Raw genomic sequence first — 14,000 nt, 5'->3', positions numbered from 1 at the left:
GACCCCCCGGCGCCTTCGGACTCGGTCCGGAGGCGCCTTTTTCAAAACCTTGATCCGAAGGTCCTGATAACCATGAACCAGCCCGCCGTCGAGCCGCTGGGCTCCACTGAACTCCTGGGGTCGACCCCCCGCACCCGTCTGCGCCGGATCCCGGAGAACGCCGTCACCGACCGCGCCGCTCTGCACGCGGTGCTGGACGCCGGCCTGGTCGCGCACGTCGCGGTCACCGACAACTCCGGCCCGAACGGCTCGGCCCAGCCCTACATCCTGCCGGTGGCGTACGCCCGCGACGGCGAGCGCGTGCTGTTCCACGGCTCCACCGGCTCGCGGCTGTTCCGCGGCCTGGCCGAGGGCGCGCCGACCTGCCTGACCGTGACGCTGCTGGACGGCCTCGTGGTGGCCCGCTCGGCGTTCGAGTCCTCGATGAACTACCGCGGCGCGATGGTGCTGGGGTCGTGCCGGATGGTGCCGGAAGGCGAGAAGGAGGCCGCGCTGGAGATCATCACCGAGCACCTGATGCCCGGCCGCTGGAAAGAGGTGCGCGCGCCCAAGCGCAAGGAGCTGGCCGCGACCGTCGTGCTCTCCCTGCCGCTGACCGAGGCCTCGGTGAAGATCGCCGAAGGCGACCCGACCGACGATCCGGACGATCTGGACGCGCCGGTGTGGGCGGGCGTGGTGCCGCTGCACGAGGCCTACTGCGACCCGATGCCGTCCGCGAATCTGGCGCCGGGGATCGACGTGCCGGACTACATCCGGGACTGGCGCCGATGAGCGCCGTGGACGGAAGCCTCTCGCTGTGGCTGGAGCAGGTCGCGGGCTCCGGTTCGGAGTCCGGTGGCCAGACCGCGGACCGGCGCCCCGCACTGGACCGCGACATCGACGCCGACATCGCGATCATCGGGGCCGGGTACACCGGCCTGTGGACGGCGTACTACCTCGCGAAGGCCGACCCGTCGTTGCGGATCGTCGTGCTGGAGAAGGAGTTCGCGGGGTTCGGCGCGTCGGGGCGCAACGGCGGCTGGTGTTCGGCGCTGTTCCCCTCGTCGCTCGCGAAGGTGGCGAAGGTCGGCGGCGGCCGCGACCGCGCGATCGCCTTGCAGCGCGCGATGAACGCCACGGTCGACGAGGTCGGGCGGGTCGTGGCCGAGGAGGGCGTCGACTGCCACTGGGCCAAGGGCGGCACGGTCGTGCTGGCGCGGACCCCGGTGCAGTATGAGCGCGCCAAGGCCTCGGTCGAGGAGGAGCGGTCGTACGGCTTCGGCGAGGAGGACGTCCGGCTGCTGAGCGCGGCGGAGGCGTCCGAGATGGCCGGCGCGACGAGCGTCCTCGGCGGGACGTACACGCCGCACTGCGCGGCGATCCAGCCGGCGATGCTGGCCCGCGGCCTGGCCGGGGTCGTGGAGAAGCTGGGCGTGACGCTCTACGAGGGCACCGCCGTGGAGGCGATCCGCGACGGCGTGGTGACGACCGCCCGCGGCACCCGTGTCCGGGCCGCCAAGGTGGTGCGCGCGACCGAGGGCTACACGTCGTCGATCGCCGGCTTCAGCCGCGACGTGGCGCCGGTGTACTCGCTGATGGTCGCCACCGAACCGCTGTCCGACGAGATCTGGGAGCAGATCGGGCTGGCGCGGCGGCAGACGTTCTCCGACTTCCGCCACCTGATCGTCTACGGCCAGCGCACGGCCGACGGCCGCCTGGCGTTCGGCGGCCGCGGCGCGCCGTACCACTTCGGCTCGCGCATCGAGCCCGGGTTCGACCGGGACGCCCGCGTGCACGCCGAGATCCGCCGCACGCTGGTCGACCTGTTCCCGGTCCTGAAGGACACCATGTTCACCCACGCCTGGGGCGGCGCGCTCGGCGTTCCGCGCGACTGGTTCGCCTCGGTGGGCTACGACCCGGCGCGGCGCCTGGGCTGGGCCGGCGGCTACGTCGGCGACGGCGTCGGCGCCACGAACCTGGCCGGGCGCACCCTGGCGGACCTGCTGACCGGCCGCGACACCGAGATCACCCGCCTGCCGTGGGTGAACCACCGGTCCCGGCGCTGGGAACCGGAGCCGCTGCGCTGGATCGGCGCCAACATCGGGCTGCGGACGATGGACGCCGCCGACGCCGAGGAGGCCCGGACCGGCAAGCCGTCGGTGCGGGCCAGGGTGTTCGGGCGGTTCCTCGGACACTGAGGGAGCGTCAGGCCCGGCATGCCGGCCGGGCCTGACGCTCCTACCGAGCGCTACTTGGTGCAGTTCACGGTGAGGCTGAAAGCGGTACCGCCGGAGCTCAGCGTGACTTTGAGCTTGTGCTCGGAGACGGTGCCCTTGACGTGGCCGCTCTCCGCCTTGGCGCTGCCGGAACGGGGGGTCACGGTGATGTCGAACGAACCGGTTCCGGACGGCACACCGGTCCCGACGAGGTCGTTGCCGTGCCCCCCCGAATTGGCCAGCGTCACCTTGTCGCCGTCTTGCTTCCAGGTGCCATGCGCGCTGCTGGCGGTCCAGGTGCCGTCGCCGACGGTGAAGGTGAGAGGCCCGTCGCTCTTGGCGCCGTCCGGAGGCTGGCAGGTCCACGTGCCCTTCATCGCGGCCGCCAGCGCGCCACTGCCGTCCCCCGACAACCCGACGCCCAGCCCGATGCCGCCGCCGACCACGACCACAGCGGCGGCGACCAGGACCAGCATCCCGTTGGTGGTCTTGAAGAACGGCGGGCCGGCGGCACCGGTGCCCTGCGCCCCCTGAGCACTCCGCGCACCCTCCGCGGCCTGGCGCAGCTGCTGCTCGAGCCCGGGATTCGCGGCGAGCGCCTGCGCGATCGCCTGCACCAGTCCGGCGCGCGCCGCGGCGTCCCCGCCATTCATGTAAGCGTCGAGCGCCGAACTGTCTCCGAGGCCGGCGGCCACCGCCTGATACAGCGCCTCCCCGCCCGGCAGTCGTCCGGCCCGAAGCTGGTCGAGCCCTGACACGACCCACTCGGCGAATTCCATGTCCCGCCCCTCGTTTCCCCGTCTCAGCGATCGATCACTTGGTGCAGGTGATGCTCGGGCTCACTCCGCCCTCGGACAGCTGCACGGTCAGCGACAGCTTGTGGGCCGACACGCTGCCCTTGATGTGCACGGAGTCCGCCGGGTCCGGGTGCGCGGCCGAGCCGACGGTGACGTCGATCGGACCGGCGCCGGACGGCAGGCCGGTGGCGGCGATGTCGTCGCCGGGATGGGCGCTGTTGGAGACGGTGGCCTTGCTGCCGTCCTGCTTCCAGGTGCCCTTGTCGCTGCCGACGCTCCACGTGTTGTCGCCGATGGTGATCGAGCCGGCGGCGCCTTCGACGCCCTGGCACTTCCAGGTGCCCTTCAGAACGTCGGCCAGACCGCTGCTGCCGTCGCCGGAGAGTCCGACGCCGAGCCCTATGCCGCCGCCGACCACGACCACGGCGGCCGCGACGATCGCCAGCATGCCGTTGGTGGTCTTGAAGAAGGGCGTGCCGGCGGCGCCGGCGCCGGCGGTCTGCCCGCCCTGCTCGTTCTGGAGGATCTGCGCGTTCTGGGCGGCCTCGGTGTTCTGGGCGTTCTGGGCGTTCTGGGCGGCCTCCGCGGCCTGGCGCAGCTGCTGTTCGAGCCCGGGATTCGCGGTGAGCGCCTGGGCGATCGCCTGCACGAGTCCGGCGCGCGCCGCGGCGTCCCCGCCGTTCATGTAGGCGTCGAGCGCGGGACTGCCGTCGAGTCCCGCGGACACCGCTTGGTAGAGCGCGTTCCCGCCTGGCAGCTGTCCGGACCGGAGTTGATCGAGTCCTGATACGACCCATTCCGCGAAATCCATGTGCCCGCCCCTCGTTCACCCTCGGTATCGCCGATGCCCGGGAATGTATATCAAAGCGCGAAAGCTTTTCCAGCCTCGGCGAAGGCGGCGTCGAGGACCACGGCCGGGTCTTCCCGGCCCTCACCTGCGGCCCAGTGCGTGAGAGCGCCGGCGAAAGCCATCAGGCCGAGACCGGCGGCGAACTGCTGCCGCGGCGTGGGCTCGGCGTCGCCGGCCCGGTGCGCCAGGGCCGCGGCGACGTCGTCGCGCAGCAGGTCCTGGGTCTCGGCGAAGCGGGCGCGCAGAGCGGGGACCCCCTGGGTGTGGCGGATCAGCGCCACCGACTTCTCGCGGTTCTCGAGGAAGTGCTCGACGGTGATCGCCTTGACCGCCTCGCGGATCGCGATCGCCGGGGGCTCGTCGGCGGGCCGGGCCTCGACCTCGGCCACGATCTGCTCGCCGACCAGGCTGAGGAAGGAGATGACGACGTCCTCTTTGGAGGCGAAGTAGCGGAAGAAGGTCCGGCGGCTGACGCCCGCGGCGGCCGCGAGCTGGTCGACGGTGGTCTCCTCGAAGCCCTGCTTGGCCAGCAGCCGCAGGGCGGCGTCGCCGAGCTCGTCGCGGACCAGCTGGCGCTTGCGCTCAGCCAAGGTCAGGCCTGGGGATTCCGTTCTGCGCAGCACGGTGCCAGCGTATCAGCGCCTGTGGGCCATTGTTGACACTCAGTGCCAGCTACGGCATCGTGTGCAGTATCCACGGCGGCGGGGAACCGGAGCCGCCGGCCTTTTCGCAGGAGGACGTCATGAGCAAGTGGACCGCCGAGGCGATACCGGATCTGACCGGGCGCACGTTCGTCATCACCGGCGCGAACAGCGGGTTGGGGCTGGAGAGCACGCGCATGCTCGCCGCGCACGGCGCCCACGTCGTGATGACGGCGCGCGACCGGCTCAAGGGCGAGGCCGCGGCCGCGCGGGTCGGGCAGGACGTGCCGGGGGCCTCGCTGGAGTTGAGGATCCTGGACCTGGCCGACCTGGAGTCGGTGCGGGAGTTCGCCGAAGGACTGCGCAACGACGCGGTGCCGGTCGACGTGCTGATCAACAACGCCGGCGTGATGATGACGCCGCAGCGCGACACCAAGCAGGGCTTCGAGATGCAGTTCGGCACCAACCACCTGGGGCACTTCGCGCTCACCGGGCTGCTGCTGGACCGGCTCGCGGCCGGGAACGATCCACGCGTGGTCACCGTGTCCTCGACCCTCCACAAGAAGGGGGAGATCGACTTCGACGACCTGATGCACCGCGGGCGTTACTCCCCCACCGCCGCGTACGCGCGGTCGAAGGTCGCGAACCTGTTGTTCGGGCTCGAACTCCAGCGGCGGCTGACGGCGGCCGGGTCCCCGGTGCGCTCGCTGATGGCGCACCCCGGCTACTCGAACACGAACCTGCAGTTCGCGGGACCCACCGGCTGGCGCAAGGCGATGATGCGCATCGGCAATCCGCTCTTCGCGCAGAAGCCCGCGATCGGGGCCCTGGCGCAGGTGCGCGCCGCGGTGGCGCCAGACGTGGCGGGCGGCCAGTACTACGGCTCCGCGGCGCTTTTCGAGTCGCGCGGGTTCCCCGAGCTCGTGCGGCCCAGCCGCCTGGCCCAGGACCCGCAGGTCGCGGCGCGGTTGTGGGAGGAGTCGGAGAAGCTGACCGGAGTGGTCTACGGGTTGTAGCCGTTCGCACGTCCGGCGCAACCTTGGTTAGTCCGTTGCGCCCTTCAGGGCACACGGGTGCTCGTGAGCATCCCGTCCGACAACCCGATCCTGCTGGCCCGCGACTTCGGGCCCGACGAGGTCTGCCTCGCCGTCGGCGAAGGCGAGATCGTGGCCCTCAGCGCCGCCTGCGACGAAGTGTTCCTGCGCGCGCTGTCCGGTGCCGACCCGGCCTGGCCCGGCGGGCTGTGGCTCAAGGGCGAGCCGCTGCACACCCTGCGCCCGGCCGCCCGCCTGCGGTTCGCCCACGCGCAGTGCGCCGTCGCCCCGCGCGTCGGAAAGCTGCTGCCGGAGCTGACGGTCGCGGAGAACACCGCCCTGCCGCTCCTGCTGACCGGCCTCGGCCGCCAGGAGGCCCGCCGCCGCGCGCTGCGCTGGCTGGAGCGCCTGGACGTGATCGCCTGCGCCGACCTCCGCATCGCCGACCTGACCCTGGCCGAGATGCGGCGCGTGGCCCTGGCCCGGGCCCTGGTGCTGGACCCGGCGATCCTGCTGGCCGAGGACCCGACCGAGGGCCTCAACGCCGCCGAACGCTTCCACCTGCTGCGGATCCTGCGCGCGGCGTGCGGGACGCACGGGCTGACGATCGTGGTGGCGTCGGACGACACGGACGTGGTCGGGTGGGCCGACCGGCGGATCGCGGTGAAGGTGAAGGGGGCGGTCGCGGACGCGGAGGTGGGGGCGCCGGTCGCGGAACCGGCTGCGGATCCGGTCGTTGACCCGATCGTCGAACCTGTCGCGGATCCGATCGTCGAACCGGTCGTGGAACCCGTTCCCCTGTTCGGCCACACCGCGCGCGGCCTCCCGCACCGGATCGGCCGCCACGCGCGGGGCGAGCACCGGTTCACGCCGGTCGGCTCGGGTTCGGAGCGGGGACGATGAGCACCCCCTCGGCGACCCCGATCGCCCGTTTCGACTCCCGCGTCCGCATCGCCGCCGCGCTGCTGCGGTCCGCACCGCGCGGCGAGCACCTGGCCGTCGCCGGCATCGCCCTGACATCGGCGGCGGCCGCGTGGCCGTTCGGCGGCGCGCTGTATCCGCTGATCGCCCTTCCGGCACTGCTGGCGTCGGCCGCGCTGGTCCGGCACCATCTCGACGGCCTCGGCGCCCGCCGTGACGCGTTGGCGGCCGCCGGGGCGAATGCGGCCGACACGCTCGTCATCCAGATCACCGGTCCGCTCGGTGCCGTCGCCGTCGGGGCCCTGGCCGGTATCGCCGCCGCGGTCGCGACCGGCCGCCCCGCGACGCCCGCCCTCGTGCCGCTGGCCGTGGGCACCGCCGCGGCGCTCGTGATCCGCCGGGCCTGGCTCGGCGCACCGGCCCTGGCCGCCGGTTCGCTCGCCGCTCTCACAACGGCCGTCGCGATCCGCGTCATCACCCATCCCGCCGCTGCGGTCCAGCCGCGCTCGCGCTCGTCCGCCACCGGCCACGCCGCCGCCGTCGCCCAGACCGAGACGGCCGCTCACGCAGCGGCCTGGGGCACCGCCTGGCCCTCGGCGCTCGCCGCCCTCCTCGTGCTGGCCGCGACACAGGCCGCCATCGTCCATCGGGACGCGCTCAGACGACTCGCCCGCCGCCTGACCGCGCTGAGCGGTCAGCTCGCCCGCCGCCTCGCCGCGAGGAGCGGCGCATGATCCGGGCCGTCGGACTCACCAAGCGGTTCGGCGACCGGATCGCCGTCGACCACGCCGAGTTCACGGTGGAGGCCGGGACCGTCACCGGGTTCCTCGGGCCCAACGGCGCCGGCAAGTCCACCACCATGCGCATGATCCTCGGGCTGGACCACCCGACCGAGGGCGCGGTGACCGTGGACGGCCGGCAGTACCGGCAGCTGCCGGTGCCGCTGCGCGAGGTGGGGGCGCTGCTGGACGCCAAGGCCGTGCACGGCGGCCGCAGCGCCTACAACCACCTGGCGTGCCTGGCCAAGTCGAACGGCATCCCGCTCAAGCGGGTCGACGACGTCATCGCGCTGGTCGGCCTGGAGGCGGTGGCGAAGAAGCGCTCGAAGAGCTTCTCGCTGGGCATGGGGCAGCGCCTGGGCATCGCCGCGGCGCTGCTCGGCGATCCCGGGACGCTGCTGTTCGACGAGCCGGTCAACGGCCTGGACCCGGAGGGCATCCTGTGGGTCCGGAACCTGATGAAGTCGCTGGCCGCACAGGGGCGCACGGTGTTCGTCTCCAGCCACCTCATGAGCGAGATGGCGCTGACCGCGGACCGGGTGATCGTCATCGGCCGCGGCCAGATCAAGGCCGACACCACGATGCGCGAGTTCATCGCGCAGAACGCCAGCACCCACGTCCGGGTCCGTTCCCCGCACGTCGGCAAGCTGCACGAGCTCATGGTCGGCAACGGCTGGCGGGTCGAGACCGCCCCGGACGACGAGGGCGCGCTGCTCGTCTACGACATCTCCTCGGATGCGGTCGGCGACCTGGCCGGCCAGAACGGGCTGTGGCTGCACGAACTGGCGGTGGTCCAGCCGTCCCTGGAGGAGGCGTTCATGAGCATGACGGCGGACAGCGTCGAGTACCACGCCGGGCTGAACGGCCTGGTGGGTCAGCCGGGGCAGCCCGGCCCCTTCGGCCGGCCCGGACAAGCCGGCCAGCTCGGCCAGCCCGGCACTCCCGGCACTCCCGGCAGTCCCAGCACTCCCGGCGGTCCCAGCACTCCCGGCAGTCCCGGTACTCCCGGCAGTCCCGGCGGGGAGGTCCGCCGATGACCGCCGCCACCACCACCGCCGGCCCCACCGGCCCCACCCCCGAGGCCGGCCGCGCGGGCTTCGACAGCGTCGTCGCCAGCGAGTGGATGAAGCTGCGCACCGTCCGCTCCACGTTCTGGACCCTCATCACCCTGTTCGCCGGCTCAGCCGGGATCAGCTTCCTGATCTGCTTGGCCGCAGCCGACCAGTACGCCAAGGACCTGGCCGCCGGCAAGACGGACGCCAGCCCCGACATCGTCATGCTGGGCCTGGCCTTCGTCGGCCAGATCGCCGCCTACGTGCTCGGCGTCATGAGCATCAGCTCGGAGTACACCACCGGTGGCATCCGCACCACCCTGACCGCGATGCCGCGCCGGACCGAGATCCTGGTGGCCAAGGCGATCCTGCTCGTGGCGCTGGTGTTCGTCGTGGGCCTGGCCGCCGCCTTCGCCTGCTTCTACCTCGGCAACATCCCGCTGCAGGCCAAACACGTCGGCGTGAGCCTGTCCGACCCCGGCGTCGTCCGCGGCATCTTCGGCGGCGGACTGTACGTGGCCGGACTCTCGGTGTTCGGCCTGGCCATGGGCTTCCTGCTGCGGCACACCGCCGGCGCCATCACCATCGGCCTGGCCCTGATCTTCATCATCGGCGGCCTGGTGCAGCTGATCCCGGGCGCGATCGGCCGCTGGCTGTACAAGGTGATGCCGGGCAACGCCGGCAGCCAGATCACGCAGTTCGGCGAACGGAGCCACAACGCGAACAAGTCCTTCGCGCCGTGGACCGGCTTCACGGTGTTCATCTTGGAAGTACTGGTGTTGTTGATCATCGGCGCGATCCTCTTCGAGCGCCGGGACGCCTGAAAACCGATCGCCGCCCTCCGCCCGCCGTGCTGGAATACCCGGCATGCCCGCCGAAGTCCTGCTGCCCGTCCATGTCCGGGAGCTGACTCACGCCGATCTCCCGCACTGCTCGTGGGCCGGATCCGTCACGCACCTGCGCACCGTGGGGAAGGAACTGAACCGAGCCGCGGCGGGCGTCGCGGAATACCTCGCGATCTGCACCGCACGAACCGATCTGCGGCTTGGGCAGGGTGCTGATCCACGCCGCCGAGGATCGCATCCGGCGCCGCGGGCTCTTCCGCGCCGAACTCGGTGTCGAGCTCGACAATCCGCGCACCTTGGCGCTGTATGAGCGGCTCGGCTACGTCGCTTACGACGAACAGCCCGACGCCTGGGACGAGGAGGCCCCGGACGGGACGATCCGCCGGCACGAGACGATCTGCACCTGCCTGGCCAAGGACCCGCGGGTCTAAGGAGCCACGATCTCCACTTCGAACCCCGCGGCGTCGACCATGTAGGCGGCGTAGTGCGCCGGTCCCCCGGCGTGCGGATACGCCGAGGCGAACAGCCGCCGCCAGCCGTGCTCCGGCCCTTCATGGTGCATCCGGTCCACGGTCGCGCGATCCGGGGCGTGCACGGCCAGGTGGTTCAGGCCCGGGCGCATGCGGTCGTACGGAAGTCCGGGCCGCACCGCCGAAGACTGCTCCACCACCAGATACGCGTCGCCGATCCGCCAACTGCGGCCCTCGGGCCAGTCCTGGTACAGCTCCCAGCCGAGCTCGCCGAACAGCCACTTCCAGGACGGCTCGACCAGAGGCAGGTCCGCCACCCAGATCTCGACATGATGGAATCCCGACGGCGGCATGGGGCCTCCCCGTTTAAAGCGGCTTACAGCCTCCTACTTCACCGCCGCGGCGAGCTGACCGCAAGCCCCGTCGATGTCGCGCCCGCGAGTATCGCGCACCGTGACCGGCACGCCCCAGTCTTCCAGCCGCCGCACGAACTCGGCCTCGTCCTGCGGACGCGACGCCGTCCACTTCGAACCGGGGGTCGGGTTCAACGGGATGAGGTTCACGTGCGCCAGCTTGTTGCGCAGCATCCGGCCCAGCCGGTCGGCGCGCCAGGCCTGGTCGTTGATGTCCTTGATGAGCGCGTACTCGATCGAGACGCGGCGCTTGGTCGTGGCGGCGTACCGCCAGGCGGCGTCCAGCACCTCGGCGACCTTCCACCGGGTGTTGACCGGCACCAGCGTGTCGCGCAGCTCGTCGTCCGGAGCGTGCAGGGACACCGCGAGCGTGACCGGAATGCCCTCGGCGGTGAGCTTCTCGATGGCCGGAACCAGCCCGACCGTGGAGACCGTGATGTGCCGCGCGGACAGCCCCAGGCCGTCCGGCACCGGCTCGGTCAGCCGCCGCACCGCGCCGATCACGGCCTTGTAGTTGGCCAGCGGCTCGCCCATCCCCATGAACACCACGTTGGAGACACGGCCCGGGCCACCGGCCACCTGACCGCGAGCCATCGCCCGCGCACCGGCGACGACCTGCTCCACGATCTCGCCGGTGGACATGTTGCGGGTCAGACCGGCCTGGCCGGTGGCGCAGAACGGGCAGTTCATACCGCAGCCGGCCTGCGAGGACACGCACATCGTGGTCCGGTCGCGGTAGCGCATCAGCACCGACTCGACGGTCGCGCCGTCGAACAGCCGCCACAGGGTCTTGACCGTGGTGCCGGCATCGGCGGTCTGCTCCCGGATCGAGGTCAGCAGCTTCGGCGTGAGGATGCCCGCGAGCTCCTCCCGCTTGGCCGCCGGGACGTCGGTCCACGCGGCCGGATCATCCGCGAGATGCCCGAAGTAGTGCTTGGAGATCTGGGCGGCCCGGAACCCCTGGTGGCCCAGCTCGGTCAACGCCGCCTTGCGCTCAGCCGAGGTGAGGTCGGCGAGATGGCGCGGCGGCTTGGCCCGGCGCGGGACGCTGAACGTCAGCTCACCGGGGCGCGGCGGCTTCGGCGCGATCTCGACGTCGACCAACGGGGTTTCAGGGGCTTCCGCAGACATAGTCTTACTAGTTTCGCACGGTTTCGCGCCCGGCCTGCGCCTCCAGCTCCGCGATGGTCGCCTTCAGCCACGCCAGTTCGGCCCGACTGGTCGCCCGCGCCACCTGCAGCACCCCCCGCCGGAACGGATCATCGACATCCTCGGCACGCAGCGGCTTGTCCCCGTCGTAGAAGAAGCTCGCGGGAGTCTCCAGGAACACCAGCCGCCGCCGCAGCACAGCCGCCTGCGCGGCCGGATCCTCGAGGTGACGCAGGAACGCCAGCAGGCAGTACCAGTGGTTCTCATCGGTGATGAAGACCTCGGCGGGCTCGCGCAGCATGTGCAGCAACTTGGCCTCACCCGCGGGACTGATCTCCAGCATGTGCCGCGGCGCGGCGATCGACCCCGCCTCGATGTTCTTCAGCACCAGATCGGCGTCGGCCAGGCGCTTGATCGTCGGATAGAGCGTCCCGTCGGCGATCGGGCGCACGTGGCCGGTGAGCGCCGCGATGCGGGTGCGGAGCTCCCAGCCGTGGAGCCGGGAGTCGAAGAGGAAGCCGAGGATCGCGAACTCCAACATGGGTTGAGGGTACCTCGGGACCGAGGTACCACGGGGGCGAAGTCGGGGGCGGTTGGGGCTTCGGTCGCGAGCCCCAGCTTCGACTCCGATATACCTCCGCTCCGAGGTACCTCGGAACCAGAAGCCCGAGGCTGGCGACGCGTCGGCTCCGAGACACCACGAGCCCTCGCCGCCCCGAAGTGTCGCGAGCTCCACCGTCGCCAATACCTCGCCTCCGAGGTACCTCCAGCTCCAACGCCGACTGCCGAGACCTCGGCCCCGCGCCGCGACGGACTCCGGCGATACCGAAGCGCGACGCACTCCGGCGCCGACTGCCGGAGCGTCGAACCCGAGCGGCAGCACCAGCTGCCCCACCACCTCGGCCCGAGCCGCCGCGCACGCCAACGCGATTGCCTATACCTCGGCTCCGAGGTATCTTCCTCACGCCGATACCTCGGAGGCGAGGTATCTCGACGGGAGGGTATATCGATGTCGTTGCATGCCGCCGCAGTCAGTCCCGGCTCGTCGATCCGCTGGCTCGAACTGCCGGGCGCCGAACCGGCCCGCGTCTACCTCCACGGCCTCGGATCGAGTTCAGCCCACTACTTCGCCGAGGTCGCCGGAAGCGACGGGCTGCGGGGGCGGCGCTCGCTGCTGCTCGACCTGCTCGGCCACGGAATCAGCGACCGGCCCACCTCCGCCGGCTACACCATGTCGGAGCACGCGGACTGGGTCGCCCGGGCCCTGCGGAGCGCCGGAGTTTCCGGCGCGCAGGTCATCGCCCACAGCATGGGCGGGGCCGTCGCCACCCTGCTCGCGGTGCGGCACCCCGACCTCGTGGCGAGCCTCGTGCTCGTCGACTCGAACCTCGATCCGGCGCCGGAGATCCCGGCTCAGGGCTCGTCGCAGATCGCCCGCTACGGCGAGACGGTGTTCCTCCGGGGCGGCGGCTATGAGGAGACCCTGGAGCGGGTCGGGCCGGAGTGGGCCGCGACCATGCGACTGGCCGGTCCGGAGGCGCTCTACCGCAGCGCGGCGAGCCTGGCAAAGTTCACGGGCCGCGAGATCCTGAAAAGCCTCGCGATCCCCCGGACCTACCTGTACCCGGCCGCCGACGGTCCGCTGGAGGGTGCGGACGCGCTGATCACCGCCGGCGTGCGGATCATCGCCATGCCGGACTGCGGGCACAACATCATGCTGGACGATCCGGCCGGGTTCGTGGCGGAGGTGCTGGCCGCCGAAGCGTCGGCGGCTCCGGCCCCGGCTCCGGCCCCGGCTGCGGCCCCGGCTGCGGCCCTGACCTCCACGGCTCCGACCCCGGCCCCGGCTTCGCCTCCGGCCTCAGAGCCCCGTATCACCGCCTGAACCTGGCTACTTCCACCCCAGGAAAGCACTCAGCAGCAGCCACGCCACCGGCGCCGTCGCCAGCATCGAGTCCAACCGGTCCATGATCCCGCCGTGCCCGGGGATCAGGTTGCTCATGTCCTTGATCCCGAGATCCCGCTTGATCACCGACTCGACCAGGTCCCCCAGCGTCGCCGAGGCCACCGCCGCGGCGCCCAGCGCCACTCCCTGCCAGGCCTTGCCGTCCAGCATCGTGGTGATCCCGACCGCTGCGACCACGGCGGTCACGATCAGTGAGCCGACCAGGCCCTCCCAGGTCTTCCCGGGCGAGATCTTCGGCGCCAGCTTGTGCTTGCCGAAGAACACTCCGGTGGCGTAGCCGCCGGTGTCGTTGGCGATCGGGAGCGTCAGGAACAGGATGACCCGCTTGTAACCGGCGTCCTGGGCCAGCATCAGGACCGCGAAGGAGGCCAGCATCGGCAGGTAGACCAGGGTGAACAGGCCCGCGGTGGCGTCCCGTACGAAGCCGTCCGCGCCCTCGGCCATCCGCCAGACCAGGGTGGCCAGTGTGGTCATCGCCAGCACCGCCACCATCGCGGTCGGGCCGCCGAACCAGGAGGCGGCGATCATGCCCAGGCCGCCGACCGCGATCGGGGGCCACGGTACGCGTACGTCCCTGTGGGCCATCGCCTGGGCCAGTTCGCGGACGCCCAGCACCACGGCGACGGCCACCACGACCGCGAAGGCGCCGCGCACGAAGAGGGTGCCGAGCAGGACCGCGCCCAGGACGACGCCGACGCCGATGGCGGCCGGGAGGTTCCGTCCCGCGCGGCCCTTGGGCTTGCCGTTCGTGCCCGGTCCGCTCGGTCCGTTCGGCCCGCCGCCGGGACCGCCGCGGCCACCGGGGCCGCCGGGGCCGCCGGGGCCGTCTCCGGGCCCGTCGGGCGTCCGCGGCGCCTCGCCGCGCCTGGTCTGCGTGGATGCCATGGC

General features: G+C 71.9%; 15 protein-coding genes and 1 pseudogene. 9 read left to right on the top strand and 7 right to left on the bottom strand.

From position 1 onward, the window contains the following. The first annotated feature begins 72 nt into the window (after positions 1 to 72). Entirely contained in the window at positions 73 to 771 is a 699-nt protein-coding gene (locus ABD466_RS02555) for a pyridoxamine 5'-phosphate oxidase family protein (RefSeq protein ID WP_344655255.1), read from the top strand. Continuing rightward, complete coding sequence (locus tag ABD466_RS02550) at positions 768 to 2,177, top strand: NAD(P)/FAD-dependent oxidoreductase (RefSeq protein ID WP_344655254.1); 1,410 nt, start codon at positions 768 to 770, stop codon at positions 2,175 to 2,177. The genes ABD466_RS02555 and ABD466_RS02550 overlap by 4 nt, the downstream gene beginning before the upstream one ends. 50 nt (positions 2,178 to 2,227) lie before the next feature. Here the strand turns inward: ABD466_RS02550 and ABD466_RS02545 are convergent, their stop codons facing one another. The 3 genes from ABD466_RS02545 to ABD466_RS02535 are packed head-to-tail and all read right to left on the bottom strand — an operon-like array spanning position 2,228 to position 4,465. Then, positions 2,228 to 2,974 (bottom strand): hypothetical protein, encoded by a 747-nt coding sequence (locus ABD466_RS02545; protein WP_344655253.1) that lies wholly within the window; start codon positions 2,972 to 2,974, stop codon positions 2,228 to 2,230. 34 nt (positions 2,975 to 3,008) lie between these two features. Beyond that, entirely contained in the window at positions 3,009 to 3,803 is a 795-nt protein-coding gene (locus ABD466_RS02540; RefSeq protein ID WP_344655252.1) for a hypothetical protein, read from the bottom strand. Between the two features lie 50 nt (positions 3,804 to 3,853). Beyond that, on the bottom strand, positions 3,854 to 4,465 hold the full coding sequence (locus tag ABD466_RS02535; protein ID WP_344655251.1) for a TetR family transcriptional regulator: 612 nt from the start codon (positions 4,463 to 4,465) through the stop codon (positions 3,854 to 3,856). Between the two features lie 119 nt (positions 4,466 to 4,584). Between ABD466_RS02535 and ABD466_RS02530 the strand changes: the two genes are divergently transcribed. From ABD466_RS02530 to ABD466_RS02505, 6 genes and pseudogenes are all read left to right on the top strand, one after another. Then, a complete protein-coding gene (locus tag ABD466_RS02530) occupies positions 4,585 to 5,499 on the top strand; it encodes an oxidoreductase (RefSeq protein WP_344655250.1) in 915 nt (304 codons plus the stop codon). 63 nt (positions 5,500 to 5,562) lie between these two features. Further along, the gene (locus ABD466_RS02525) at positions 5,563 to 6,420 is read left to right on the top strand and encodes an ATP-binding cassette domain-containing protein (protein WP_344655249.1); all 858 of its coding nucleotides are present in this window, start codon (positions 5,563 to 5,565) and stop codon (positions 6,418 to 6,420) included. Next, positions 6,417 to 7,172, top strand: coding sequence for a hypothetical protein (locus tag ABD466_RS02520; protein WP_344655248.1), 756 nt, complete (start codon positions 6,417 to 6,419; stop codon positions 7,170 to 7,172). The genes ABD466_RS02525 and ABD466_RS02520 overlap by 4 nt, the downstream gene beginning before the upstream one ends. After that, positions 7,169 to 8,254, top strand: coding sequence for an ATP-binding cassette domain-containing protein (locus ABD466_RS02515; RefSeq protein ID WP_344655247.1), 1,086 nt, complete (start codon positions 7,169 to 7,171; stop codon positions 8,252 to 8,254). Before ABD466_RS02520 ends, ABD466_RS02515 begins: the two co-directional genes overlap by 4 nt. Further along, on the top strand, positions 8,251 to 9,093 hold the full coding sequence (locus ABD466_RS02510) for an ABC transporter permease subunit (RefSeq protein WP_344655246.1): 843 nt from the start codon (positions 8,251 to 8,253) through the stop codon (positions 9,091 to 9,093). The genes ABD466_RS02515 and ABD466_RS02510 overlap by 4 nt, the downstream gene beginning before the upstream one ends. Before the next feature lie 43 nt (positions 9,094 to 9,136). Next, positions 9,137 to 9,545, top strand: a pseudogene (locus ABD466_RS02505) (GNAT family N-acetyltransferase). On the opposite strand, the gene ABD466_RS02500 reads toward ABD466_RS02505, so the two are convergent. From ABD466_RS02500 to ABD466_RS02490, 3 genes are read right to left on the bottom strand one after another with little or no spacing between them, the layout of a single operon-like run. Then, positions 9,542 to 9,937, bottom strand: a complete 396-nt coding sequence (locus ABD466_RS02500) for a VOC family protein (protein WP_344655245.1) — start codon at positions 9,935 to 9,937, stop codon at positions 9,542 to 9,544. The pseudogene ABD466_RS02505 and the gene ABD466_RS02500 overlap by 4 nt on opposite strands. 33 nt (positions 9,938 to 9,970) lie before the next feature. Beyond that, on the bottom strand, positions 9,971 to 11,128 hold the full coding sequence (rlmN, locus tag ABD466_RS02495) for a dual-specificity RNA methyltransferase RlmN (RefSeq protein WP_344655244.1): 1,158 nt from the start codon (positions 11,126 to 11,128) through the stop codon (positions 9,971 to 9,973). A 7-nt stretch (positions 11,129 to 11,135) separates the two neighbouring features. Next, complete coding sequence (locus tag ABD466_RS02490; RefSeq protein ID WP_344655243.1) at positions 11,136 to 11,687, bottom strand: PadR family transcriptional regulator; 552 nt, start codon at positions 11,685 to 11,687, stop codon at positions 11,136 to 11,138. A 468-nt stretch (positions 11,688 to 12,155) separates the two neighbouring features. Between ABD466_RS02490 and ABD466_RS02485 the strand changes: the two genes are divergently transcribed. Continuing rightward, the gene (locus tag ABD466_RS02485; protein WP_344655242.1) at positions 12,156 to 13,031 is read left to right on the top strand and encodes an alpha/beta fold hydrolase; all 876 of its coding nucleotides are present in this window, start codon (positions 12,156 to 12,158) and stop codon (positions 13,029 to 13,031) included. A 6-nt stretch (positions 13,032 to 13,037) separates the two neighbouring features. Here ABD466_RS02485 and ABD466_RS02480 read toward each other — a convergent pair whose 3' ends face one another. Further along, a complete protein-coding gene (locus tag ABD466_RS02480) occupies positions 13,038 to 13,997 on the bottom strand; it encodes a phosphatidate cytidylyltransferase (protein ID WP_344655241.1) in 960 nt (319 codons plus the stop codon). Between the last annotated feature and the right edge of the window lie 3 nt (positions 13,998 to 14,000).

The sequence above is a fragment of the Catenulispora subtropica genome, assembly GCF_039531675.1.
In the GTDB taxonomy this organism is placed as follows: Bacteria; Actinomycetota; Actinomycetes; order Streptomycetales; family Catenulisporaceae; genus Catenulispora; species Catenulispora subtropica.
The sequence above is the reverse complement of the archived record's forward strand: the minus strand, read 5'-3'. Positions and strand labels throughout refer to the sequence as shown.

Excerpts from the sequence above, each read along its gene's own strand:
- ABD466_RS02555 (WP_344655255.1), top strand. The coding sequence starts at position 73 with ATGAACCAGCCCGCCGTCGAGCCGCTGGGCTCCACTGAACTCCTGGGG.
- ABD466_RS02550 (WP_344655254.1), top strand. The coding sequence starts at position 768 with ATGAGCGCCGTGGACGGAAGCCTCTCGCTGTGGCTGGAGCAGGTCGCG.
- ABD466_RS02545 (WP_344655253.1), bottom strand. The coding sequence starts at position 2,974 with ATGGAATTCGCCGAGTGGGTCGTGTCAGGGCTCGACCAGCTTCGGGCC.
- ABD466_RS02540 (WP_344655252.1), bottom strand. The coding sequence starts at position 3,803 with ATGGATTTCGCGGAATGGGTCGTATCAGGACTCGATCAACTCCGGTCC.
- ABD466_RS02530 (WP_344655250.1), top strand. The coding sequence starts at position 4,585 with ATGAGCAAGTGGACCGCCGAGGCGATACCGGATCTGACCGGGCGCACG.
- ABD466_RS02520 (WP_344655248.1), top strand. The coding sequence starts at position 6,417 with ATGAGCACCCCCTCGGCGACCCCGATCGCCCGTTTCGACTCCCGCGTC.
- ABD466_RS02515 (WP_344655247.1), top strand. The coding sequence starts at position 7,169 with ATGATCCGGGCCGTCGGACTCACCAAGCGGTTCGGCGACCGGATCGCC.
- ABD466_RS02510 (WP_344655246.1), top strand. The coding sequence starts at position 8,251 with ATGACCGCCGCCACCACCACCGCCGGCCCCACCGGCCCCACCCCCGAG.
- ABD466_RS02500 (WP_344655245.1), bottom strand. The coding sequence starts at position 9,937 with ATGCCGCCGTCGGGATTCCATCATGTCGAGATCTGGGTGGCGGACCTG.
- rlmN (WP_344655244.1), bottom strand. The coding sequence starts at position 11,128 with ATGTCTGCGGAAGCCCCTGAAACCCCGTTGGTCGACGTCGAGATCGCG.
- ABD466_RS02490 (WP_344655243.1), bottom strand. The coding sequence starts at position 11,687 with ATGTTGGAGTTCGCGATCCTCGGCTTCCTCTTCGACTCCCGGCTCCAC.
- ABD466_RS02485 (WP_344655242.1), top strand. The coding sequence starts at position 12,156 with ATGTCGTTGCATGCCGCCGCAGTCAGTCCCGGCTCGTCGATCCGCTGG.
- ABD466_RS02480 (WP_344655241.1), bottom strand. The coding sequence starts at position 13,997 with ATGGCATCCACGCAGACCAGGCGCGGCGAGGCGCCGCGGACGCCCGAC.